This window comes from Stenotrophomonas sp. SAM-B (assembly GCF_013387485.1).
In the GTDB taxonomy this organism is placed as follows: domain Bacteria; phylum Pseudomonadota; class Gammaproteobacteria; order Xanthomonadales; family Xanthomonadaceae; genus Stenotrophomonas; species Stenotrophomonas maltophilia_AA.
Genome location: NZ_JABBXB010000001.1, coordinates 205503 through 229168, shown reverse-complemented (window position 1 = coordinate 229168; position 23666 = coordinate 205503). Strand labels below are relative to the sequence as shown.

General features: G+C 69.1%; 10 protein-coding genes. All 10 read right to left on the bottom strand.

Going from position 1 to position 23666, the window contains the following annotated elements:
* Nucleotides 1-3: 3 nt before the first annotated feature.
* Nucleotides 4-786: a SapC family protein gene (locus HH110_RS00940; RefSeq protein ID WP_176987915.1), complete on the bottom strand. Its 783-nt coding sequence runs from the start codon at nt 784-786 to the stop codon at nt 4-6.
* A 67-nt stretch (nt 787-853) separates the two neighbouring features.
* Nucleotides 854-2584, bottom strand: coding sequence for a putative porin (locus tag HH110_RS00935; RefSeq protein ID WP_176987914.1), 1731 nt, complete (start codon nt 2582-2584; stop codon nt 854-856).
* A 50-nt stretch (nt 2585-2634) separates the two neighbouring features.
* Nucleotides 2635-3327 (bottom strand): energy transducer TonB, encoded by a 693-nt coding sequence (locus HH110_RS00930; protein ID WP_342589201.1) that lies wholly within the window; start codon nt 3325-3327, stop codon nt 2635-2637.
* Between the two features lie 4 nt (nt 3328-3331).
* Complete coding sequence (locus tag HH110_RS00925) at nt 3332-3745, bottom strand: biopolymer transporter ExbD (RefSeq protein WP_088433529.1); 414 nt, start codon at nt 3743-3745, stop codon at nt 3332-3334.
* Between the two features lie 10 nt (nt 3746-3755).
* Nucleotides 3756-5567: a DUF2341 domain-containing protein gene (locus HH110_RS00920; RefSeq protein ID WP_176987913.1), complete on the bottom strand. Its 1812-nt coding sequence runs from the start codon at nt 5565-5567 to the stop codon at nt 3756-3758.
* 37 nt (nt 5568-5604) lie between these two features.
* Entirely contained in the window at nt 5605-7233 is a 1629-nt protein-coding gene (locus HH110_RS00915) for a ShlB/FhaC/HecB family hemolysin secretion/activation protein (protein WP_176987912.1), read from the bottom strand.
* A gap of 151 nt (nt 7234-7384) precedes the next feature.
* Nucleotides 7385-21007: a filamentous hemagglutinin family protein gene (locus HH110_RS00910; RefSeq protein ID WP_176987911.1), complete on the bottom strand. Its 13623-nt coding sequence runs from the start codon at nt 21005-21007 to the stop codon at nt 7385-7387.
* A 273-nt stretch (nt 21008-21280) separates the two neighbouring features.
* Complete coding sequence (locus HH110_RS00905) at nt 21281-22306, bottom strand: DUF4880 domain-containing protein (RefSeq protein WP_176987910.1); 1026 nt, start codon at nt 22304-22306, stop codon at nt 21281-21283.
* Nucleotides 22303-22833 carry an RNA polymerase sigma factor gene (locus tag HH110_RS00900; RefSeq protein ID WP_176987909.1) on the bottom strand — a complete coding sequence of 177 codons (531 nt, stop codon included), beginning with the start codon at nt 22831-22833 and terminating at the stop codon, nt 22303-22305. Before HH110_RS00900 ends, HH110_RS00905 begins: the two co-directional genes overlap by 4 nt.
* Complete coding sequence (locus HH110_RS00895; protein WP_176987908.1) at nt 22833-23597, bottom strand: STN domain-containing protein; 765 nt, start codon at nt 23595-23597, stop codon at nt 22833-22835. Before HH110_RS00895 ends, HH110_RS00900 begins: the two co-directional genes overlap by 1 nt.
* Nucleotides 23598-23666: the final 69 nt, after the last annotated feature.

Genomic DNA, 23666 nt, shown 5'->3' with positions numbered 1-23666 from the left:
AGGTCAGCCTGTGGCGAGGTCGGCGAAGCGACCCAGCGAAGCCAGGTGGAAATACACCGGCGCCAGCCAGCCCTGGCGATGCCAGTGCACGAGGGTGGTATCCGGCAGCGCGTCCAGACGCGCGGGATCGACGACATGGAAGCCCTGCAGGCTGTGGCGGCGGCCATCGGCGAGGACCACGTCAGCCTGGCGCTCGATCAGCACGCCGGCCTCGGCCAGGGCGGCACTGAAGGCGCGGGTGGCGATGTCTTCGCGGGTGAAGGCTTCGCAGAACTGCAGGGCGTGACGCGTCATCGCCGAAGGCTGGTCGCCCTCGAACAGCGGCTGCCCTTCCTCGCCCTCCCGCACGATCATGTCCGCATCGGCATCGATGGCCAGCACGTAGCCATCCGGATCGGTGGTGCGCGCGAACACGAACGGGTAGCGCCGCACGTAGGCGGGAATGTAGGCGCCGGCCTGCCACTGGTCGGCGATGACGAAGCGGTTCTGCTCCGCCTCCAGGCCGAGCACGGCGATCGGCAGATGATCGGGACCGGCGAAGACCAGCGGATACGCACGCGAGGCCGCGGCGAATTCCCCGCTCATCACTGGAATCGAGTGACTGCCGGCGGCGAACGCGGCGCCGGTCTGGCGCACGCGCCAGTGGGCATGAAGCTGCGACGACAGCACGACCGGGCGGCGGTAGAGCATGGGCCAGCTGGCCGGCGGCGTGATGCTGTCGGCCGCTGCCGAGGCGGCATCGACCTCGTCGCCGGTATCCGGCGCAAGGGAAGTGTCGGTGTTCATGGTGAAAATCCAATGTGGGCAGCAAGGGAGGCGGCACGCCGCCTCCCGGAGACAGGCGTTGCGTCGGTCAGAAGCCTGCGTTGACTTCCAGCTGGAAGACGTCGATCGACAACGGGGCGCCGGTGACCTCCTTGGCGGCCATCCAGCGCCCGGTCAGCCACACGTTCCTGTCGAACATGTAGGAGCCGCTCAGGTAGTAGCCCTTGGCATTGGTTCCACCGAGGTGGAAGTTGGAATCGTTGTAGGCGTCGGGCAACGCATCGCCTTCCAGGCGCTTGTAGCCGAGCGCCAGGTTCCAGTCGCCGGTCTGCTTCATCGCCAGCTGGCCGAAGGTCGCCTGCGCCATGTACGCCATGTCACCGCTCTGGATGTCCTGCGGCCCGGCCACGCCGTTGGCGGCAGTGCCCAGGTTGGTGACGATGCCGCCCTGCGCACGTTCCCACATCCGGTTGGGATCGTAGGCCAGGTTCTTGATCGCGTGCCCTTCCAGGCGCAGGGCATTGCCCGCGAACAGCGGCGTTTCCCAGGCCAGGTTGAGGTCGAGCAGTTCGAACTCCGAGGCCAGGCCGACGTACTGCGGCATCGGGGTGTTGGCCGGGTCGAGCGGATTGAGCGCGATGTTCCGCAGCAGCATCAGCGTGTTGCCCTTCTGCATGAACGCAGGGCGCGACCAGTCGCTGCTGCAGAAGTCCGCACCGGCATACAGCGCGCACGGCTGCGAGTACTCGCCGGCGATGTTGCGGAAATCGTAGTAGCCCACCGCCGCGCGCAGTTTCTGCGCATCGCCGAACTGCCACTCGGCGCCGACCTGCACGCCGTTGAGCCACTTGTTCTCGCTCTTCATCTTGTCCTGGCTGGTGTTCGGGAAGCTGTCGGAGGAGTACTCCAACGGCGTCAGGCCCAGCGTGGCGAACAAGGACAGGCCGTCATCGCCGATCGGCTGTGCGTACTTGAACGCCAGGCCGTCGAAGTTGAGGTCGTTGGAGAACAGCGTGTCGGTGGACCAGTACGGGTTGCCGAAGCGGCCACCGAGGATGTCCAGGCCCGCCACCGGCGACCACGACAGCCATGCCTGGTCGAGCCAGGCGTCTTTCTTGGCCAGGCCACCACCCAGCGTCTGGGTGGAGGACACCGGCCCGTTGTCGTTGCCGGTCGCCAGGCGCACGCCGGCACGGGTGTGCTCACCCAGCTCGGCGATCACGCCCAGGCGTGCGCGGATCCGCCAGGAATTGTTGCGGTCCTGGCGGGTGTTGCGCAGCGGCGGCAGATCCAGGTTGGTGTTGCCGTTGACGTCGTATCCGTTGCCGGCGTTGATCCGCGCCCAGTCCACTTCGATGTCGCTGTTGCGCTCGGAATACAGGCGGCTCTCGTTGCGCACGCGCACGTCACCCTGCACGCGCAGGCGCTGGGTCCACTCGGGCACCTGGTCAGGCGCCGCCCAACGCTCGGCCTTGGCCTCGGCCATGACGCTGGCCTTGACCTCTTCGCGGATCTCATCGCGCACGGTCTGCGGGATGTAGGGCACGCGCACGTCGCCGGGCTGCGCGGCGATCGCGGTGGACGCCGGCGCTGCGGGGGCTGCGGCCGATTCGCGCTGCGCCTCCAGCAACAGCGCCTGGCCGGCCTCGGGCTTGAGCGCGCCGCTGTCCATCAGGCCGCGGATCAGCTTGATCATGGTGCTCTCGCCGCCCGCTGCCTGGGCATGGGCGCCGCCACTGGCCAGGACCAGGGCGACACCGGTGGCGATGGCGGTGCTGCGCAGTCCCAGCAGCGCGGAGTGGAGGGTTGAACGGGTCATCGGCTTGCTCGCAGAAAGGAAAGATCAGGGAAGAAGAAAGACAGCGCAGCTCATCCGGCCGGACGACGGCCCTGCACCAGCACGCGCGCGGGGAAGCCCAACGACGCCGGCGGCCGCTCATCGATGCGGCCGATCGCGCGGATCGCCTGCAGCACCGCTTCATCGGCTTCGGTGTTGCCGCTGCCGCGCGCGAGCTCGACGCGGGTCACCTGCCCGGCCTCGTCCAGCCAGACGTTGACGGTCAGCTGGAAGGCCAGGCGCTGCACCTTGGCGTCGCGTGCCACGGCCTGTTGCAGCACGTAGCCCAGGTAACGGCCGTAGCTCGCATTGCCGGCGCCACCGGCACCGGTACCGCTGCGCCCGCCGCCCGAGCCGGACTGGATGCCGAAGCTGTCGCCGCCGGCCTGCGCGTCGGCATCCATCGTCACCGGGTCGGCGGTGTCGGGCGTCGGCGCTTCTTCGGTGGGCTTGGGCACCTCGTCCAGCGGCTCGGGCTCGGGCATGACCTCTTCAGGGGTCACCTCCGGCTCGGGCTCGGGCTCCGGTGGGGGCGGCGGCGGCGGTGGCGGCAACATCACCATCGGGATCTCGGCCACGGGCCGGCGCGTACTGGCGGTGTCCTTGAACAGCAGGTACCAGAGCAGCAACGCCGCGGCCGCCAGGCCGACGATCAACGCCGCCACGGGCCACCAGCGGCGCCACGCGGGCACGCTGTCACCGCTGCGGGAGTGGAGGGAAGTCACGCCCTCACCCCTGCACTTTGCCGGTGACCAGGCCGACCTGGGTCAGCTCGATCTTCCGCAGCAGGTCGAGCACTTCGACCACGCGCGCGTACTGCACCTGCGCATCGCCGCGCACGATCACCGGGATATCCGGGTTCAGTGCCTTCTCCGTGCGCAGGCGATCCTCCAGCTCGGCCAGGCTGACCGGGTAGGCGTCCAGGAAGATCTGGCCGGCGTTGTCGACCGTGATCGCCTTGGTCTTGGGCTTCTCCAGCGCCATGCTGGAACTGGCCTTCGGCAGGTTGACCTCGATCCCGGGAATGGTGGCGTTGCTGGTGAGGATGAAGATCACCAGCACCACCAGCAGCACGTCTACGAACGGGGTGACGTTGATGCCTTTCTCGCGCTTCTTGATGCCGAACCGCTTTGCCCTGGCCATGGTGGTCTCCTCAGGCCAGTGCCGGGCGCGCTGCGGCGGCCGGTGCGGTGCGATCGAACTCTTCGGCCAGGCGCGCGGTGAACTCGTCGACGAACACCGACATGTCCGCCGCGATCGCTTCAGCGCGCGAGGCCAGCCAGTTGTAGCCAAACAGGGCCGGGATCGCGACGCCCAGACCGGCCGCCGTACACAGCAGCGCCGCCGCCATGCCCGGCGCCACCGAGTTGATGTCCACCGCGCCGGCCATCGCCGCCACCGCGAACACCAGCATGATGCCGATCACGGTGCCGAACAGGCCGATGTACGGCGCGCCTTCGATCGTGGTGGACAGCCAGTTCATGCGCTTGGACATGCGCTCGGTCTCGCGCGTGACTTCGGCATCCATCGAGGCGCGGATCGAGGTGATCGCCGCGGCGGTAAGGCCATGGTGGTGCGAGCCGCGCCCGTCCATTTCTTCCATGGCGATGCGGTACAGCCGCCACAGCGTGGAGTTGTCGCGGATCTGCGGAGCCAGGCTGCCGGTGCGTTCCAGTGCCTGCAGCGAAGCGACCGGTGCACCGGTGACCTTCTTGTACTGGACGGTGAAGGCCTCGTTGGCCTTGGCCACGGTGCCGAAGTAGCGGCTCTTGGCGATCATGATCGCCCAGGACAGGAGCAGCATCAGGCCCAGCACGATCACCACCACCCAGGCATCGACCGGCATCGCCTTGAGGATGAAACCGAAGTGGCTCACACCTGCCGACTGCTCGTCTTCGCCGAAGGCGATCAGGCGCGATTCGGCACCCTGCGCGGTGGCATCGGCCAGCAGCACGGTGGCCGGGCGGGCCACCTTGGACACGCGCACTTCATCGATCACGCCCAGGAAGGGCTGCGCGGCCGGAAGGGCGGCCGCCTCGCCCGCCGCACCCGTGGCAAGGGCGTCGCCACCGAGCAGGGCCTCACCGTTGAACGCTGGCAGGCCGGTGGCCAGACGCACCGCTTCGCGGCCGGCGACATACAGGATCACCGCATTCTCGGTGCTGGTCACCGCCACGTGTGCCCACTGTCCGGCCACCAGTGCCGGGATCGGCTGGCTGCGCTGGTCGTTGACGCGCACGTAGGGCACGCCGTTGTCGAGGCCGACGAGGAAGACGTTGCCGCCTTCGCGGCGCGCATAGATCGCCTGGTCCGGGCCGAGCTGGTCCGGTTTGATCCAGGCCGAGACGGTCATCGCACCGTTGGCCGCCACCGCCAGCGACGGTGCACCCGGCAGGTGCAGCGGCGCGCCGGCCAGCTGTGCACCGCGGCCGATGATCGCGCCGTCGGCGGGCTTGAACTCACCGGTGAGCGTGTTGACGTACGCCGTGGTGTCGCGTGCCTCGGTGCCGCTGTCGGCGAAGTGGTAGACCGCGCTGTAGTCCGGATCGAACACGCGCTGGCCGTTGGCTGCCGCCGGCGCGCCGGCGTTGCCGTAGTACATCCAGATCGTCTGCGCCGCGGTGCCGCTGAGCGTGGGCACGTCGACCCAGATCAAGGCCATGCCCAGCGCCGCGTCGTACTGCTCGACCTGGTGGTTGAGCACGGTGTGGCCATCGGCCCCGGCGAAGCGCAGGTCGTTGCCGCCTTCGGCGACGCCGTCGAAGGCGAAGTTGCCGGTGTGCAGGCGGATCAGCACGGGCGTACGGCCGAGATTGCCGCCCAGCGCGGCCCCGTTGGGGCTGGCATCGAGCGTGATCGGCTTGCGGTACTTCCAGTCGGCCTGCCACCACGCGGTCTCGGCGTGGGCGACGCTGAGCGTGGACATGCTCAGGCAGAACAACAACAGGGCAAGAAGGCGTTGCATGGACGGTATCTCCGGAAAATGCTTGGGAAAGTCAGGCTCAGTAGCTGGCGCCGACGCTCAGGTGCAGGCGGTTGGCATCTTTGGTCGTGGTCGGGCCGTCGTGCAGCGTCCGGCCGTAGTCGAAGCGGAGGTTGTAGTGCTCGCCGATGCGCAGGCTGCTGCCCACGCCGACCGCGCTCATCGCGGCGCTGTCGGCCTGTTCGGGCAGCGGCCGGCGCAGGCCCAGCCACGCACCGTCGAGGAAGCCGTAGAAGCGCCACTCCTGCAGGCCCCACAGGCCGAGCGGTCGCGTGCGCCATTCCAGCGTGGCCAGCGCGCCGTAATCGCCGATGCCTTCGGCCGAGCGGTAGCCACGGGTGGTGAACATGCCGCCGGCGGCGAACTGCTCGCCGGAGACCAGCGGCTGGTCGGTCATCTGCGCCGAAAGCCGCGCGAACCACTGCGCACCACTCTCCAGCGTGTAGGTGTCGCTCAGTTCCAGCTTGAGCGCGAAGAAGCTGGGATCGGCGTAGGCGCGCTTCCAGTCGAACTCATCATCGGTACTGCCGTAGCCGAACAGGCTGCGCGCACCGAACACCGCCTGCACGCCGACGTTGAGCTGGTGCCTGGTGCCCTGGCGGAAGCCGCTGTAAGCCACGGTCACGGGCGCGTACTTGAGCGGGGCGAAATCCGAGGCCTGGCCGACCATCGCGACCGATTCGTCCAGGTCCTTGAAGTCGACACCGGCCGAGAGCTGGTGCCACCAGGCGCCCGTCATCGGGAAGGTGTGGCTGAGCTTGACGCCGACCGCGTGGCCCTTGCCGGTGACATTGGTCTGGCCGGTGGACACCACGTTGCTATCGGAGCGGTAGCCGGAGAAATCCAGCATCCAGTCCGGGCTGCCCAGCGGCAGACCGTAGGCACCGGACCACACGTTGGCCTGGTCCAGGTCCTGCGGCGCGGCGAAGAACGTCAGCGAGGCGGTGTGCTCGCGCTGCCAGAGGTTGTCGTGGCCGACCGTGAGGATGCTGCGCAGTGGCTCGGTGTCCACGCTGTGGTCGTTGTTGAGCGTGGCGCTGTAGCGCCAGGGCGACGTGTCATCGACCTTGAGCTCCACATCCATCGTGCCCTCGGCGGCGCCGGGCTTGACCAGCGGCACCACCTGGCGCTTGCCGCCACGGTTGAGTTCGGTCAGCTGCGCCTGCGCGCGTTCGAAGTCCGGCACGGCGCCCGCCTGCAGTGCCGGCACGCGCTCGGCCAGGCGTGCGGGATCGTTGTGCTCGGCGCCGACCACCTTGACCTGGCCGATGCGGGTCTCGGTGACCTGCAGGATCACCACGCCGCCGCTGACCTGCTGCTCGGGCAGATCCACATAGACAGACTGGTAGCCCTTGCCCTGGTAGGCCGACTGCAGCGCCACGCGCGCTGCTTCGACATCCTGCAGGGTGCGGTCCGGGCCGAGATGCGGGGAGACCGCCTGCTCGATGTCGCGCGCGCCGAGCACGGTGTTGCCGCGCACCAGGTACTCGTTGATGTTGACGCGGGCAGCCGGGGCCGCCGCGGCCGCCATCGGGGCAGCGACGGCATCGGCGTCGGCAGGCGCGGTCTGCGCGTTGGCCAGCGAGATCGCGCAGAGCAGGCCCAGTGGCAGGGATGCCCGTGCCAGCGCCGGGGAGATTGAAGACATCAGTGGCTTCTCAATGCGGAAAGGGATTCAGATGCGCAGGAGCTGAGCGTGCGCAACGGCGGTAACAGCGCCGTTGCACCGGCAAGGCAGTTGCGTGCGCGCGCATGGCGTTGGCCATGCGCGCTGGCCAAGGGCAGGAAAGACGTCGTCATCACTGTCGCTTCGTCGTCGCAGCGTCGAGGCGGGCGCGCTGCTCGGTGCTCAGCTCACCCATGCCGACCACCTGCACCACGCTGTCCGGGTCGTAGCGATCCTCGTGCTTCGGCGGTGCCACGCTGCTGGTTTCGCTGCCGAAGCCCAGCACCTGCACGCTGATCGTGGAGGGACGGGTCTGCTGGGTCTGCCGCTTGACCATCTCCTGCGCGGCCTGCACTGCGGTGTTCGCCGCCGCGCTGGCCGAGGTCAACGCACTGACGTTGACCGCCGCGACCACCGGAATGCCCACTGCCTTGCCCTGCACCTGGATGTTGTCAGCGTTGAGCACCTGCAGCGCGGCCAGGTTGACGTTGCCGGAGACACGGATGCCGGCCTCGCCTGCATCGATGGTGCCCAGCGGCGCGATCAGGTCGATGTCGCCGGGCGGAATCTCCGCGATCGGGTTGAGCGTGGCGATGCCCGCGCCGGTATTGGGCGTGTTCGGCGACAGCGCGACGTTGCCGACGGTGTCGTAGACGCGGCGCTGCGGGGTGTAGACCACCGTGGTCTTGCTGCCGCGGCCGGCATTGATGTCGCCCTCGGCCGACCACGCCAGGATGTTGCCTCCGAAAGTGGTGAAGATGCGGCTCTGGCCGAGCAGCAGGCTGCCGCGCGAGTAGATGTTGATGTCACCCTCGCCCTGGGTGAGCACACCGGAACCGGCCCCCGGCAGGAAGCCACCATCCACGCCCACCAGGGTGCGACCGCCGGGCACCAGCAGATGGATGTCGCCGCCGAAATCGGTGTGGATACCGGCGTCGTTGACACGGTAGTAGCGCACCCCGGTGGTGGGGCGGCCGGCGGCAATCCAGTCCGCTTCGCTCAGGTAGGTCTGACCCGGCTTCGGGCGGCGGCCCGCCGCCGATTCGAGCACGCCCTCGTAGTACAGCGCACTGCTGAACATGGTCAGGTCGCCCTGGTAGGCGATCTCGCCCCCCTTGGCATCCTTGGTCGGCAGCAGCGTGGCGATCGCCTCGCGGCCACGCAGATAGCTGCCTTCGCGCGGTCCGTCGACGGCGGTGTACTCACGGCCGGCGGCCTTCAGCTCCGCGTAGTACACGTTGCGCAGGAAGGCGCTCTGCTGCTCGGCGGGCAGCGCGGCGAAGAAAGCCTGCGCGTCCATGCTGGCGGCGTCGAAGTGCAGGCCGTGTCCGTTGGCGCCTCCGAAGCGGCCGGTCAGCCAATTGACCAGGTGCAGTTGGCTCTCCAGCTTGAACTCCCGGGCGAGGTCGCGGCTGGCGGCCGTGCCGCCGCTGGCCACCGCCGTGGCGTGCGCCTGGTCCAGGGCCTGCTGCTGTTGTGCCAGGAACGCGGCGGCACCGGCCTCATCGCCGCCGTAGCCGAACTGCGCCTGCAGCCATTGCGCCAGCGACACCGCGCCGCCGTAGACACGGACCACCTTGCCGTCCTGATCGCCCAGCGCGCGGCCGGGATCGGCGAGGTTGGCCGCATCCAGATAGCGTGCGGCGAAGGCGTTCCAATCCGCGCCGTGCTCGCCAAGACCGGCCGCCACCGCGATGCTGGCGCCGCTGCTGCGGTCGCCGGGCGTGGCGCCGGTGACCGGTCCCAGGCTGCGCAGTTCGCCCTTGTCGGCCATGTACACGTCGCGCCCGGCGCTGATGTCGAGCAACCCGGGGCCGGCGACGTAGAACGTGCTGAAGCGGATGTCGCGCCCGGCCTGCACGACCGACACGTCATCGGCACTGGTATGCACGATCAGGTTGCCGCGTGCGGTACCGCTGGCGATCGCCGTGGGCCGGGGCTCGGCGGCAGGATCGCCGCGGTTGATGGTGCCCATCCAGCCCAGCGCACCATCGGCATTGCCAAACACCGTGCCGACGTTGTCGAAGGCACCCAGCGGAGTGCCCGAGTTGACGATGTCCCGGCCGGCACGGATGGCGACGGCACCACCACCGTCGTACCAGGTGTTGGTGATATTGGTGGTGACACCGTTGTTGAAGACGCCGTACTGGGTATCGACCACGCTGCCGCTGCGCAGCCCGACCAGGTCGCCGTGGAGCGCGTAGTAGCGCGAAGGCGTCTGGCCCACGTGCACGTAACCGGACGCGGTCGGCGAAGTGAAGGAGAACAGCGGATAGATCTGCAGGGAGCCGTTGGCGCGTTCGCCTGAGATCAGCACGCTGGGCGCCAGGGCGCCGGTACTGACGTTGTGCAGGAATTGACGCCCGTACCACATCTCCTGCCCCAGCCCGACGAAGCCGGGATTCCAGGGATTGGGCAACGCGGTCGGGTCTGCGCCGGAGGTGCCGAAGCCGGTGCCGTTGGCGTAGATCGAGCCGGCCGCGAGCAGTTCCAGTTGACCGGTGCCCTGTGCGTCGAACTGCCCGTTCACCGGCGACGGCGCCAGTACCACGCCCGCCACGAAGTCCTCGTTGTTGGTGCCGGCGGTCGGGGCCGTGCGGGCGCGACCGTAGTAGATGCTGCCGCTGGCAGCCACCGCGCGCAGGACCGACGGATACACGTGATTGCCGTCGGTCGCCCGGGCGTCGGTGCCAGCGTTGCGGTCCTGCATCGCCAGCGACGGCGTCAGGTTGCCGCCGGCGGCCATCAGGTCCACCGCGGTGGACGGGGTCCACAGCGAGAACCAGCTCCAGCCACCGTCCTGGTAAGTGTTGCCGCCCACGCTGAAGGGGGTGCCATTGTTGAACTGGGCGACGCGCCCCGGATCGGAGACGGTGCCCAGCACCAGGTCGCCACGCGCATCCAGACGGGCGCCGGCATCACCGAGCACCAGCACCGGCCCACCGGCTGCGGTAGCGGCCGTTGCGGTGTACACGTCATAGGGACGCGACTCCTTGGCATCCTGGCGCTTTCCGTAGCGCAGTTCCACACCACCCACAGAACCGGCTTCCAGCCGCAGTGCCCCGCGCAGGTTGGTGAAGCTGCCGTTGACGTCCAGTCGCTGCGCGTCGTTGACGGTGATTTCGTTGGCCACCGGGGCGCTGTTGCTGCCCGTGAAGGAGCGCAGCGCGGGGTCGGCATTGAGGCCGCCGCCGATGCGGATGTCCAGATCGCCGCCGCCGGTCTGTACCAGCGCGCCATCGGCGCCGACCCTGCCGGTGCTGGCAACGGCCAGGTTCAGGCCCGTGCTGCGGGTGATGTACGCCGCGCCATGGTCGCCGCGGCTTTGCAACATGCCCGCATCGCCGCCCGCCTCCAGCAGCAGGTTGCCACCACCGAGCGTGCCGAAGCCGGTGAACCCGATCAGCTGCGGCATGTTGACGAAATTGTTGTTGTAGTTCGCGTTGTCGGGTGCGGCAACGTACGTGCCGAAGTTGATCCACCAGGCGGTCGGCAGGCCTTCCGCACCGGGCTGCACGCTGCCGGTACCCTGTCGCCACAGCCAGTTGCCCACCGATGCGCTGGTGCTCAATCGCGGTGTGGCGATTCCCAGCGTTTCCGTACGCGTCAGCGCTCCCTGACGCCCGATGCTGTCGCCCGAGATGTTGCCACCGGCGCGCAGCAGCAGGTTGCCACCTGCTTCGGGATACCACGCCTGGTACAGGCTCTGGCTGCCGCCATCGACAAGGTGCTCGAACACCTCGCCGGCATCTCCCAGCACGCTGTTTCCAAGCGGATTGGCATTGCCGGGGGCGACGCGCGCGCGCGCCTGGTTGTACGGATCGCCCCCGTTGCCGGCCAAGGCAGCCGACGGAGTACCGGCGGTGTAGACGCCATACAGCGAGGTGGTGGCGATGTCCTTGCCGGAGACCAGACGCAGGTCGCCGGTACCGGTGCGCACCACGCTGGGCAACTGTTCACGCCCGGGCAGTGTCCTGAACTCGGTGTCCGGCGGAACCTCTGGGGAGTCGATGGCGGCCAGACCGTCGAATCCAAGGTCGTTGAGGTTCTCCGGACCACTCCAGATCAAGCCCCACATCATCAGCTCGGAGATTTCATCGGCGGTGAATGTCGCACCCGCGACCGGCACGAAGCTGAGGATGTACTCGCCGAAGAATCCCATCACCATCTGTTCAAACGTGGCCACATCTCCCCACATGTACGTCGCCGGCGAGCCGGTCCCGGGAATCTCCACCACGGCGCCACCCTGGCCGTAATGCGGATCGGACAGGCGCAGGCTGCCGGTGCCGGCAGGATCCACCGTCAGGCGATCCGCGGCCGCCATATCGGCGCCCGCCACCAGGCTGATGTCCCACGATTGCGACCCGGCCGCCAGCATCGGCGCCAGTGCCCAGATGCGACCCTGGTTGCCATCGGCGTCCACCGGTCGCAGGTTCACCGTGGTGGCGTCGCCGGGCAGCTTGACCTCGGTGTCGCTGGGAATGAAGGCGCCCTTGGCCAGGCCGAGGTCAGCGGCCAGGGTGACCAGATTGCCGAGTGGCGACGCCGGCAGGGCCACACCGGCCGGCCAGGTCATCGCCGCGATGCGGGCGGCCAGCGGCAGGCGCAGGCCGGCCGACAGACGCGCGCCCTGTGGCAGCGTGACCGCATCGGCCAGGACCGTGCCTGCCGCATACAGCAGCGCACCGGAGGCATCGTGGACGGCCGCGCCCAGCACGGTGCCCTTGGCCAGCGCCAGCGGCAGCGCGAGACGGGCGTCGGCGGGCAACAGGGTGCCGGCGGCCATCTGCATGTCACCGATGGGCAGGTCGTAGTTGAGCACCTTGCCCGAATTGAACACGGTGCCGGCGGCGAGCGTGACCAGGCCGCCATGCGGAACCACCACGTCGCTGCCGAACAGCTGGCGGCCGGCGGTGAGGTACCAGCCGTTGTCGTCGAACGTGGTGCCCAGGCGACTGCCATCGAAACCATCGCTGATGCTGCCGAACACCTCCAGGTCGCCCTGCGCGCGCAGCACCAGCGCACCGGCCTCACCGGAGCCGCGCACGCCGGTGCGCTGGCTGCCGGGGTTGAGGCTGGCGTAACGGTGCGCGGACAGATCCAGATCGCCATCCACGTGCAGATTGCCGTCTGCATTCACCGCCAGGTCGGCCACGACCTCCACGCCCGGGCGCAGGTGGAACGCATCGCCGTACGCGCGCAGGCCCGCCAGGCGCTGGTCGACCAGTGCGCTGTTGGCGAGTGCGGCGTCGATGAAGGTGGTGCTCTGCGCATGCAGGCGGTCCAGGTACGCCTGGTCGATGACCTGGTAGCTCTCGCCGCTGGTGCTGGTCTCGGCGCCTGCCGCTGCGCTGTTGTCGGTGATGAAGGCATTGAGCTGGATCGTCTTCGCACCGTCGATGCTGATCGGGCCGCCGGCCGCGATCGCCACGTCGTTGCCGCCCACGCGCGGCGCGTTCAGCGCCACCGTGCCGACATTCCTGCTGCTGCCGGCTACGCGCAGGTCCATGCGTGCGCCACTGGCGATGGCCAACGTGCCACGCCCCGAATCGATCTCGATGGTGGCGCGGTTGGGCGCATCGATCGCCGCCCCGTAGCTGTCGCGGCGCAGCACGCTCGCACTGGCATCCAGCACAGCCGCGCTGCCGAGGGTGACGCCATTGCGCGCGGCCAGACGGATGCTGCCGGCCTGTTCGCCACTGGCATCGACGGTGCCGTTGACCCACAGCTGACCGTTGTCCAGCGCGATGTTCACCTCGCGCGCCACCACTTCGTCGCCCAGCGCCAGATCACCCTGGCCGATGCGGAAGCTGCGCCCACCGGTAACGCCATCGCGGGTCAAGCGCGAATTGAGCCCACTGAAATCGTTGATCCCCTGCCCGTGCAGGTCGATGCGCCCGGCGCTGTACGGCACCTCGGTGCCACCGGCGTCGTAATGCCCACTGCTGCTGCCCAGCAGCTGGCCGGCCAGATCGAGGGTGCCTGCGGCGGCGTGTGCAGTGAACGTGCCGGCGCGGTTGTTCTGCGCGGCCAGGCTGATCTTCGCGCCGCTGTCCTGCTGCACGTCGCCCTGCCGGCTGTCGATCAGCACGTCACCGCCCCAGCTGTACTTGGCGGTGTCGAAGAAGGCGATGCGGCGGCCGGCGAGGTCCAGCTGCGCGCCATCGGCGAGGCGCACGTCGCCCTGCGCCGCGAGGCGCAGTTTGCCGCTGGGCAGCAGCACGGCGGTGTCCAGCAGCAGGCTGCCGTCGCGGCTGTCCAGCGCGATCTCCGCGCCCAGCGCGGCGGCCAGAGTCGCGTTGTCGGGCGCGACGGGCGCGCCGTTGCCGGTGACATGCAGGTTGCCCCCGGTGGTGATCGTGTTGACCGACCCGGCTGCGCCGGTCAGCAGCGGCGTGTTGATGAACAGCTCGCCGCCACTGCGGGCGTAGGAGCGGGTATCCGCATTCCAGTCACCCTGGGTCTCGAAGATGCTCAGGCTGCCCTTCTGGTTGGCGGTCACGCGGCCGCTGGCGTTGAGGTGCACGCCGGCAAAGCCCAGCGCAAGACGGTCCTGCGTGCGCACGGTATCCGGCTGGGTACGCGGGCCGTAGCCGAACACGATGTCGCGGGCATCCACCACCAGCTGGCCGTGACCGGTGCCCGGGCCGTCGGCGACGATGCTGCCAGCCGGTGCAAGCGCACCGCTCCAGATCAGGGTATCGGTGTGGATGCGGGCCACGGCGTCGGCGTCGCCATACCCGTAGATGGCCGGCGTCCCCAGCACCAGCTGCTGCAGCGCCGATTTGCCGGTGATCGCGTCGTAGGTGGACAGCTTTACATCACCATAAAAGTTGACCGACTCGCGGGCGGTCAGCGACAGCGCTTCCAGTGCCGGCGCGCCGACGCTGGTGTCGCCCAACAGCAGGCGGCTGAGCACGTCCTGGTTGAGCGTCATGCCGGCCGGCAGCGTGCCGCGCGCGGTGGCGTCGGCGATCGCCTCGGCACTGCCGACGTTGATGCCACCGACCGCCAGTGCCAGGTTGCGGGTGCCATAGCGCACCGCATCGCCCAGCACGAAGCGGTTGTCGGTCGCCGTGGCGATGGTGCCTTCGGAGTACAGACGGGTCGTGCCCGCGCATCCGCTGAGCACCGCGCAGGCGCCGATCTCGATCGCACCGGCGCCGTTGCCCTGGCCGTCGACCGCTTCCGGCGCCAGCAGGTTGATCTGGCCGTTGGAGACGGCCAGCAGCGCAGAGCGGCCCGGTGTATAGATGTAGCCCTGCGCGGCATCATAGGCGGCGGCACCCTGGCCCAGCGTGTTGATGCCCGCGCCCTGTTCCAGGGTGATGCCACCCGCCTGGCGACCGGTCATCAGGAAGACCTCCGCCGCCTCCAGCTGCGCACCGGCACGCATCACGATGCTGTTGCTGGACCCGCCGCCTTCGATGTTGATCACGTTGGCCGATTGCAGCGAGCCGTTGGCCGGGTTGGCATACGTGCTGCGCAGGCGGCCGCCGATTTCCAGACGCGCTGCGCCGACCCGGTTCAGCTCGCTGGCATGCACGGAAATACCCGCGAAGTCCTCGGTCGCTTCCGTGCCGTCGGCGAGAATTTCGTAGTTCGTTGCATTGAACAGACGCGCGACCGAACCGGTGCCCGCCGTGGCGGGAGCATCCAGCACAGTAGCGTTGAACCGCAGCGAAGGCAGGTCCAGCGAGCCGGCCACATCCGGGCTGGTCACCATGAAATTGACCGCCTTGGCGTCGCGTTCCAGCAGCGGGCGCGGCGCCCCTTCGCGCGCGGCCTGCTGCAGCGCGAAGGTGGCGTAGCTGGTTTCGTTGTACTGCGAATAGGTCCGCAGGGTGTCGGCGGCGGTCACCAGCACCTGCGTCGGCAGTACGTCGCGGCTGTCGGTGTTGGCCACGCCCAAGCGCGCAGAGGCGCTCCAGGAGCCGTTGCGCATCGCCTGCGTAGTGCCGAATGCGGCCGAGCTTCCGGCCAGGCCGTTGAGTTCGACCCGGAACGCGCCCGGCAGCAGCGCATAACTGGACGGCAACAGCGTATAGGTGCCTGCCGGCAGCCCGGGGATGCCGGCGCCGAGGGTGATCTGCTGGCCGATGGCCGGATCACCGGCACCGCGCTCGGCACCGATCGGGGCCTGCCCGGCCTGTATCCCGGGCAGGATGGCATATACCGGGTTGGTGGACAGGCCCGGCAGCGTGAACCCATCGCGGTCCATCTGCACCAGCGGGTTGAGGCGCGCATCGGTGGAGCCACCGCGACCAGAGAGGAACGCCGCGCCGGTCAGTTCGCCGCCGCCGGACAGATCCAGCACCGCGCCGGCCTGGGCGTTCACCGCGTGCGAGCGGAACTCCACCGCCGGTTCACCGCCCACGCCCTGGTAAGCCACGTCGACGCCGTTGTAGTTGTAGACCAGCCCGTCGACCGTGCCGCCGTAGGGCATCACCAGGCCGTTGGCGCTGACCGAGGTGACGCTGCCCGGCAGCAGGTTGACCACGCCGGTGTAGCCGGTGCCATCGGCGCGACCCAGAATGATGTTGCCCAGCGGCGCGCGCAGTACCCCGCCCTGGTTGATGGTGGCGGCACTGAACGTCATCGTGCCGAACACGCTGTAGGGCTGCGGCGGCAAGGTATTGCCGATGCGCTGGATGTCCAGCATGCGGTCCGGATCCAACTCGGTCGTGAGGGTGCCCCATTCGTTCAGCAGGGTCCGCAGGCCCACGGTGACGTTGCCGCTGCCGTAGATCTGCGCCGCCGCCAGGGTGGTGTCGCCGGGCGAGAACAGGTCGGCCTCGCGCAGGCGCAGGTCGCCCTGGCTTTCGATGCGCACCGCGCCGAACGCGTCGCGCTTGACCGCCAGCGGGTCGACCGCGTTCTGCACGATTTCACCGTTCGCGCCGAAGCCGACGATGCCGACCACATCGACCAGGCTGCCTGCGAACGTGATCGACGCCGCGTCGGCGAGCGCGGCCACGCCCAGCGAACCCGACGCCGGGCTCATGTTGCGCGAGCCGGTGACCGGGTTGGGCATGATGGTGCTGTCCGGCTGGCGGCGCGCCGAGCCGGCCAGGCGCAGGTACGGTGCGGACAGCTGCACCTGGCTGTCGCGCGTGGCATCCGTGGACAGCCCCAGCGCGCTCGCCGTGAGGTACAACGCCTGGCGCATGTCGAGCGCTACGTCGCCATCGAAGCTCAGCAGGCCATTGACGTACAGCGAAGCGGTATCGAAGCCGCCGGCCTGGATCGCATCCACGCCGTAGCGGGCCTTGCCATAGACCAGGGTTGGATCGAGCTCGCCGGCAACGGCCTCCGTGCCCAGGCCGCTGCCGCTGTAGTGCTGTTCGATCACCAGCTCACGCGGGACGCGCACGCCGTCGGCGACCTCGATGCCCTTGCCGCTGAAGCGCTCGACCGGCCCGTAGATCGGCGTTTCAAGATTCAGCGCCAACGTGCCACCCCGCGCCCCGCTGCCACCGGCGGCGGCGTGCAGGGTGCCGTCTACGAACAGTCCATTGCTGGCACTCAGCGCGATGACGCCGCCGTGGCTGGCAAGGGTGGTAGTGCCGAGATCGGGGAGGTCCAGCACCGCCTGCGCACCGGAGGCGTCCAGGCGGGCGCCCTCGCGCACCACCACGAATGCATCGATCGCCGGGAGGTTGCGCGATGCGAGGTCATGCCGTGCGCCGACCTCGATCGTGCCGCCCGCCAGCACCTGGCCGTGCCGACCGCCGGCTTCATCCAGGGCCGTATAGGCCATGCCGGACACGTCGAGCACGGCCTGCTCACCGATCCAGATCGAGCGCGCGTTGGGCGTGCCCTTGGGCAGGTTGAGCAGACTGCCTTCGCCCAGGTCACCGCCAAGTACCGTGATGCGTCCACCGCGGGCTTGCAGGGCACCGTCGAGGGTGATCTGTGCATTGCCGGTCAGGGTGATGGCCTGGCCGGGATCGACGTTGATCCGGCTGTTGCGGCCGATCTCCAAGTCGGCGGCGTTCTGCGGCGTGCCGGCGGTCAGTGACAGCCCGGCGCCCTTGCGCAGGGTGACCTCGCCGCTTTTCGGATCGTCCTGCTGCAGCGGTGGCAGCCACACCGACAACGCACCATCGGGATCGGCACCGGTGGCCAGCGCACGCGCGGCCGCGAGGTCGACCTGCAGCAGCGGCATCGCGACGTCCAAGTGCGCGCCCTCGACCACCTTGACGCCATCGCGGCCCACCACGTTGTACTGCTTGAAGCCACTCTGGAACAGGCTGCTGTCCAGCGCCAGGAACGACTGCACCGGCACATCGCGCTGCCACACCGTGCCGACCGGCAGGCGGGTGCCGGCCGGGACCGTGATCGCGGCAGTGGCCACGGTGCCCGCGACGTAACGGGAGGTCTGCGCCGGAATCGGCAGACCACCGGGGAATACATTGGCCGGCACCACATAGCCGGCCGGCAGGTCGGTGATGGTCCACAGGGTGGTGCCTGCCGGCAGGATCTCGCCGGCGGACCGGACCGGGCCGTAGTCGGCCAGCTGCACGGCAGCCGGCAACAGCCACGGTGCCTGGGTGGTCACCGGCTTGGTGCTGCTGACCTCGGGCCGGATCGTGAGCGGCATCGGTTTGCCGCCGGCCACATGGGTAATGGTGATGGAGAAGCTCAGCGGGATCACGTCGCCCGGCTGGAGCGTGACGTCGGCGGCCAAGCGTACCGGCAGCGTGCTGGCCTGGCCGGCGGCCAACTGCTCGATCGCATCCGGCACGTCGCCACCGATGCTGACCATCGTGCCGTTCTCGATGTTGAGCGCCCCGCCGCCCTTCACGCCGTGGGCGCGGACGCTGCCATCCAGCGACAGCACGCCGCTCCCCATGTTCTGCCCTGCGGCCAGGGTGACGCTGCCGCCCTTGCCACCGGTTACAGCGCCTTCCTCGCCCATGGCCGCACCGGAGGACACGTCGATCACGCTGCCCTTGCCCAGGGCCACGTTGCCGGTGCTGCGCACCGCCACGCTGCCGCCATCGAGGAACGGCAGTCCGCCGATGGCCGCCGGGTCCTGCGCCTGGTTGGTCCACAGGCCACGCGCATCGAGGGTCACGCCATCGCCAACCAGCACCTGGTGCAGCAGGGTATCGCCGGGACGCGCGCTGATCGGCAGATCCTGCCACTCGATGCCGCTCGAGGTACGCTGCACGACCATGTCACCCAGTGCGATGCTGCCGCCCCGGGCGCGCAGGTCGGCGTTGATGCGGACATCGCTGGCATGCAGGGCGATCGTGCCGCCCAGCGCAACCTCCAGCGCCTGGTCGACATCGATGCCGGCGTGCGCGTACACCTCCACGCCGCCGAAGCGCTGCGCGTTGAGCCAGGCCGCGTCCAGACCGATGACGCCGATGCCGGAGACACTGGCTGCATCGCCGCCGATGGCCACATGTTCGGCCAATGCGGCCGGGCCGAAACGCTGCTGGCCGCTGTTCTTGTCGTAGTACGGCAGGTAGCTGCCGATCACCAGCTGACCCTGGCGTGCAACGGTGGTCTGTCCCTGCTGGTAGCCATCCAGCGCTGCATCGCGGGCGCGTTGCTGGCGGTCGCCCTGGAAGGTGGTGGTGTCCACGTCGCCCTGCAGCTGCGCTGCACGGGTGGCGACGATCAGCCGGCCGGCATCGCGGCCCACGGTGTAGCCGTTCTCCAGCCTGCGCTGTGGTGCGATCAACGGGTTGTAGTAGAACTCGGTATTGCCCCAGCGCGCGTGGGTATCTTCGAACCCGCGGTACAGCCCGCTGTAGAGCAGATCGCCCGGCGCGGTGGAGGCGTTGTAGAGCTTGCCGTCGGCACCCTTGAGGTGGGTCGGGTTGACGTAGCCGGTCTGCACGTCCAGCGCGCCACCGGAGAGGTTGATGCTCGAGCCACGCTGCGTGGTCACGTTGCCGCCGGAGAACTGCACGGTCCCGCCCTGCGCCGACCACTCACCGATGCCATGGCCGGTCACCCCGAGGTAGCCGCCGACTTCCAGCAGGCCACCGGCGGTGTACCAGCGATCGGTCTCATAGCCGTTGGTGCCGGCCGGAACCAGGACCAGATCGCGGCGGTCAAGCCAGATGTTCCTGCTGTTGAGCGATTTGTCGTCACGGTTGAGCGCGGCGTCGCGTTGTTCGTTGCCCTGCACGTTGATCTGGACGTTGTTGGCCTCCATCGCGATCTTGACCCCGACGTAGCCGGCCACGTCCAGGCGCGCGCCCTGGCGGACCTCGCTGTCGGCGGCGTCGACGAAGATCTGCCCGCCCGTCGCCAGCGTCAGGCTGTCGTCATCGAAGGCGACCTTGCCGCCGGTGCTGATCTGCACCAGCGACTGGTCGCGGCGATGGGCGATGCCGTCGCCGACCTTGTCCGATTCCTGCACCAGCGTTTCGCGCTGGACGTCCAGCGCGGTGGTGGCGCTGGCGTCGAGCACGATCGCGGTGGTGCTGCCCTGGTCCAGCAGGACGCTGCCGTTGGTGTCGGCACGTTCGTTCTGCAGATGCACGGTGCCGCGTGTATGCACCGAGCTGGTCGAGATCAGTGCACCCTGCTGGCGCACGTCATGGCCGGCCAAGGTGATGTCGCCGGTGCTGGCCTGGATCAGGCCGCTGTTGCTGACCACGCCACTGGCGGTGGCCACGACGGCATCGGCTGCCACCGGCTTGCGCAGCGTGGTGACCACGTTGCCACGGGTGGTGGAGGTCTGGTTCTGGTCGGTGCCCATGCCCTTGCGGATCACGAACGCATCGCCGGCGGCCAGCGTGGTCTGGCCATTGGCGGTGGTGATCTGGCCGCGGTTGTGCACCTGGCGGCCGAGCAGCAGCACGTAGCCGCCGCCTTCGGTGACCGAGGTGGGCACCGCCGTGGTGATCTGCGCACCGCGCTCCACCACAACGTCACCGGTGGCCGCACCATGGGCGAAGCCGTTGGTGGTGGTGGTCAGTTCGTTGCCGAAGGTCGGGATGAAGGCATTGCCCTGCGCGTCGCTGTACAGACCCTTGCGGAACTGCGCGTCGCTGATGTTGACCGCCGAGGCGGCCAGGTTCTTGACGTTGACCTGGCTGCTGCCGTCGAACACCACGCCATTGCGGTTGACCAGCATCACCGTGCCCTGGCCCTGGATGCGGCCGAGGATCTGCGACGGGAGCGCGTTGGGATCATTGACCCGGTTGAGCAGCGACCAGCTCGCCTGCTGGTCGAAATCGACCACGGTGTTGCGGCCGACGTTGAAGGTCTCCCAGTTGAGGATGGCCTTGTCGCCGGTCTGGGCGATGCTGACGGTGGTGGTGCCGTCCTTGCTGCTCTGGGTCGGGGCGCTGGCGTTGAACCAGCCGCGCGTCAGGGTGTCGTCATCGATCTTCAGCCCGCCCTCGCCCAGGCCATCGGGCACCTGGCCGGCGCGCAGCCGCGCGGCATCGCGCGCGGTCTGCTGCATGCGCTGCTGCATGGCGATCGCCTGCGCAGCCGTGTTGAGGTTCTCCAGCGAGGTCTTCAGCGTGTCGCGGGCCTGCTGCGCCTGCTGGTCGGTACGCACCAAGTTGGACGGCATGCCGTTCGGCAGGCGACCGGTCTGCGCGGCGGTCTGCTGCTGCACGCCCTTGTTGGCGAACCATGCCGGGCTGAAGGCCTGCTGCGCGTTGACGCCCGCCGCGACGCCACCAGCCATCAGCAACACCGCGATGGCCTGCGACAGCGCGCGCACCTGCGGCACCTGCGGGGTCGTGCATCCGATCGAACCGCTCTGCTGCTTCACCATCGCTGTCACCCGTCACAATATCGTTCGCTGATAAGGGCAAGCGCGTGCTTCCGTCCTGCAGCGCGATCCCGTCCATGGCAGGAGCGAGCGTGGCAGTGCAATGCGATGCGCTTGTTACGAGGGATAAGACGGGGGCCGGTGACAACGACTGAACCGTTGCAACAAAAAATTCATCTGCGCACGACGCCATCGCGATGCAGTGGCTCCTCGTCATGCCGGTGTCATCACCGCGTGCTTGGATCACGCGCGATCACGCACTGCACGACGCGCTGATCAACTCAGCAGAACGACTCCACCGGGCATGCTCACCACCTTCGCGCCATAGGCGTCGCGCACCAGATCGATGAAGGTATCGATGCGCGCGAGTGGAATACGCGCTTGTACGCGCCTTGCGGGCAGTGCGCTGCCGGTCAGCACGATCCGGCCGGTGCGGTAGCGGTTGATTTCGTCCACCACGTCCTGCAGCGGCTGATCGTCGAAGACCAGCCAGCCGCGTCGCCACGCGTCGATGCCGTCGGTCGGCACCGGTGCCACGGAGGCGATCCGGTCCGCTGTCAGGCGTGCCTGCCACGAGGGCTGCAGCACCACGGTGCGCGTACCACGCACCAGTTCGGCCCGCCCGGCCAGGCAGGTGATGCGGGTATCGCCGCCGACGCAGCGCACATTCACCCGCGCGCCCGGCGCCGGCATCAACCGGGCACCGTCGACACCGATCACGAAGCCGGTGGCCGCCGACGCCGGCAACGCGAACTGCGCTTCGCCCTCGGTCACCACGATCCCGGCCGAACCGTCGGCGGGACGACGCATCGTGGTGCGCGCGGCCATGGCCACGGCCACGCTGCCGATGCTGATATCGCGGCGCTCACCGGTGGCGGTGCGGTAGTCGGCGCCCAGTGCGTCCAGCGCCGGCCACAGCCCCAGCGGCGACTGCACCGCCACCCAGCCGACCGCGGCGGCGGCCGCAGCGCCGCCCAGGAACGCACGGCGGCCGGGATTGAAACGACGGGGGCGTTGCCGCACCGGGAGGGCGGCTGCGGATGCGCTCAGCGGCACGCCAGCGTTCGCCGCGGGTGCCTCCGCGGGCGCGGCACTGGCCTGCAGCGCCGGCGCCAGCGCTGCCCACAGCCGGCGTGCCTGGGCGAAGGCCAGCGCATGGCCGGGGTCCTGCGCGCGCCAGCGTCGGAATGCCTCGGCATCGGCGGCCGTCACCGGGCCGGTCTGCAGGCGCAGCAGCCAGTCGTGCGCCTGCGCCTGCAGGTCGGCGGAAATCGGGGCGGGCGTGGTCTTCATATCTGTCATGACGGTTTTCCCGCCCCGGGACCGAAACGCTGCACGAGCGGCCGGTCCAGCCGACCTGCGCAATGCTGCAGCGCCTTCTTGAGGTCCTTGCCGATCATCCGCGAGGAGACCCCATGCTGGTCGGCGATGGTGTCGATCGGCTGCTGGTCGATGCGCGCGGCGATCAGGATGGCGCGCTGGCGCTCGGGCAACTCGCGCAGGGCCTCGGCCAGCGCCGCGATCTCGGCCTGGCCATGCGCCACGTCGGACGGGTCCAGGGAATCCGGCGTTTCCTCCATCAGCGCCTCCACCTCGGCACCGGTCAACACCCGGCCGTGGGCGATGCGCTGATCGGTGGCGGCATTGAGCGCCATGCGGAACAGATACGCCACCGGATTGCGCTGCGGCTGCGTGCTGCCCATGCGTTCCACGCGCAACCAGGTCTCCTGCAGCGCATCCATGGCCAGATCGTCCGAGCCCAGCCGGCGCCGCAGGCGTTTGCGGAAGGCCTCGTAGTGATCCAGGAACAGGCTGCGCAGGCCCGCCATCACCGGCTCCGGCACGGGGGCGTCGCGCCGGTCGCTTCCGGCAGCAACAGCAGCGTGATCGGTTGAGGCAGGTCGGCCGGCAGGCCCGGCAACGGCAGGTCGCGCACCCGCCGGACGATCGCCGCGTCGCGCACCGGGTCGCCGGTGGACGCCAGCAGTTCCGGCGCGCGGATGCGTCGATCCGGTTCGGTCAACCAGAAGCGCAGGCTGGCCCGATAGGTGCCCGGCCGGGTCAGTGCCGTAGCGCACAGCGCCTGCTCCAGCGAGTGCTGGATCACCTGGGCGCCGCGCTGGCGGGTCCGCTCGGGCAGCGACGGTGCAGGCATGGGTGTGGCATCGGGCAGCACCTCGTCGGCGTCCACGGATCCCACCGGCACCAGGGTGAACGCACCGTTCTCCACGAAATTCGGAGCCAGCCCGGTACCGCCCAGCATCCGCTGCAACGCGTCGCGCCGGGCGTACCGCCCCGACAGCGCGGTCGAACGCAGGCCACCCAACAAGCGGGCATCGATCAGTACCGCCACCCCGGTGATCTCCCCATACGACTGCAAGGCCTCCGGCAGCGGCTGCGCCGGAACATCGAACGTGTACTGCGTGTGCGCGGCATCAACGGTGTCCTGGGCCAGCGCCATCGCCGGCGGCCAGGTCATCGCGAGCAGGAGAAACAGCCAGCCACACGGGCGCAGAGAGTTCCTGCGCCGGCCGCCGATGCGCTTGCCTGCCCGCCCCTGTTGGTCATGCGCCCCGGTGTCATCAAACTGCATGCAAGACGCGCCAGCATCACAACGCCAAGCCGGTCACGTTAGGTCGGTTTCATTGCAGAGCGGTGACAG

Excerpts from the sequence above, each read along its gene's own strand:
- HH110_RS00935 (WP_176987914.1), bottom strand. The coding sequence starts at position 2,584 with ATGACCCGTTCAACCCTCCACTCCGCGCTGCTGGGACTGCGCAGCACC.
- HH110_RS00900 (WP_176987909.1), bottom strand. The coding sequence starts at position 22,833 with ATGGCGGGCCTGCGCAGCCTGTTCCTGGATCACTACGAGGCCTTCCGC.
- HH110_RS00940 (WP_176987915.1), bottom strand. The coding sequence starts at position 786 with ATGAACACCGACACTTCCCTTGCGCCGGATACCGGCGACGAGGTCGAT.
- HH110_RS00905 (WP_176987910.1), bottom strand. The coding sequence starts at position 22,306 with ATGACAGATATGAAGACCACGCCCGCCCCGATTTCCGCCGACCTGCAG.
- HH110_RS00925 (WP_088433529.1), bottom strand. The coding sequence starts at position 3,745 with ATGGCCAGGGCAAAGCGGTTCGGCATCAAGAAGCGCGAGAAAGGCATC.
- HH110_RS00910 (WP_176987911.1), bottom strand. The coding sequence starts at position 21,007 with ATGGTGAAGCAGCAGAGCGGTTCGATCGGATGCACGACCCCGCAGGTG.
- HH110_RS00915 (WP_176987912.1), bottom strand. The coding sequence starts at position 7,233 with ATGTCTTCAATCTCCCCGGCGCTGGCACGGGCATCCCTGCCACTGGGC.
- HH110_RS00895 (WP_176987908.1), bottom strand. The coding sequence starts at position 23,597 with ATGCAGTTTGATGACACCGGGGCGCATGACCAACAGGGGCGGGCAGGC.
- HH110_RS00920 (WP_176987913.1), bottom strand. The coding sequence starts at position 5,567 with ATGCAACGCCTTCTTGCCCTGTTGTTGTTCTGCCTGAGCATGTCCACG.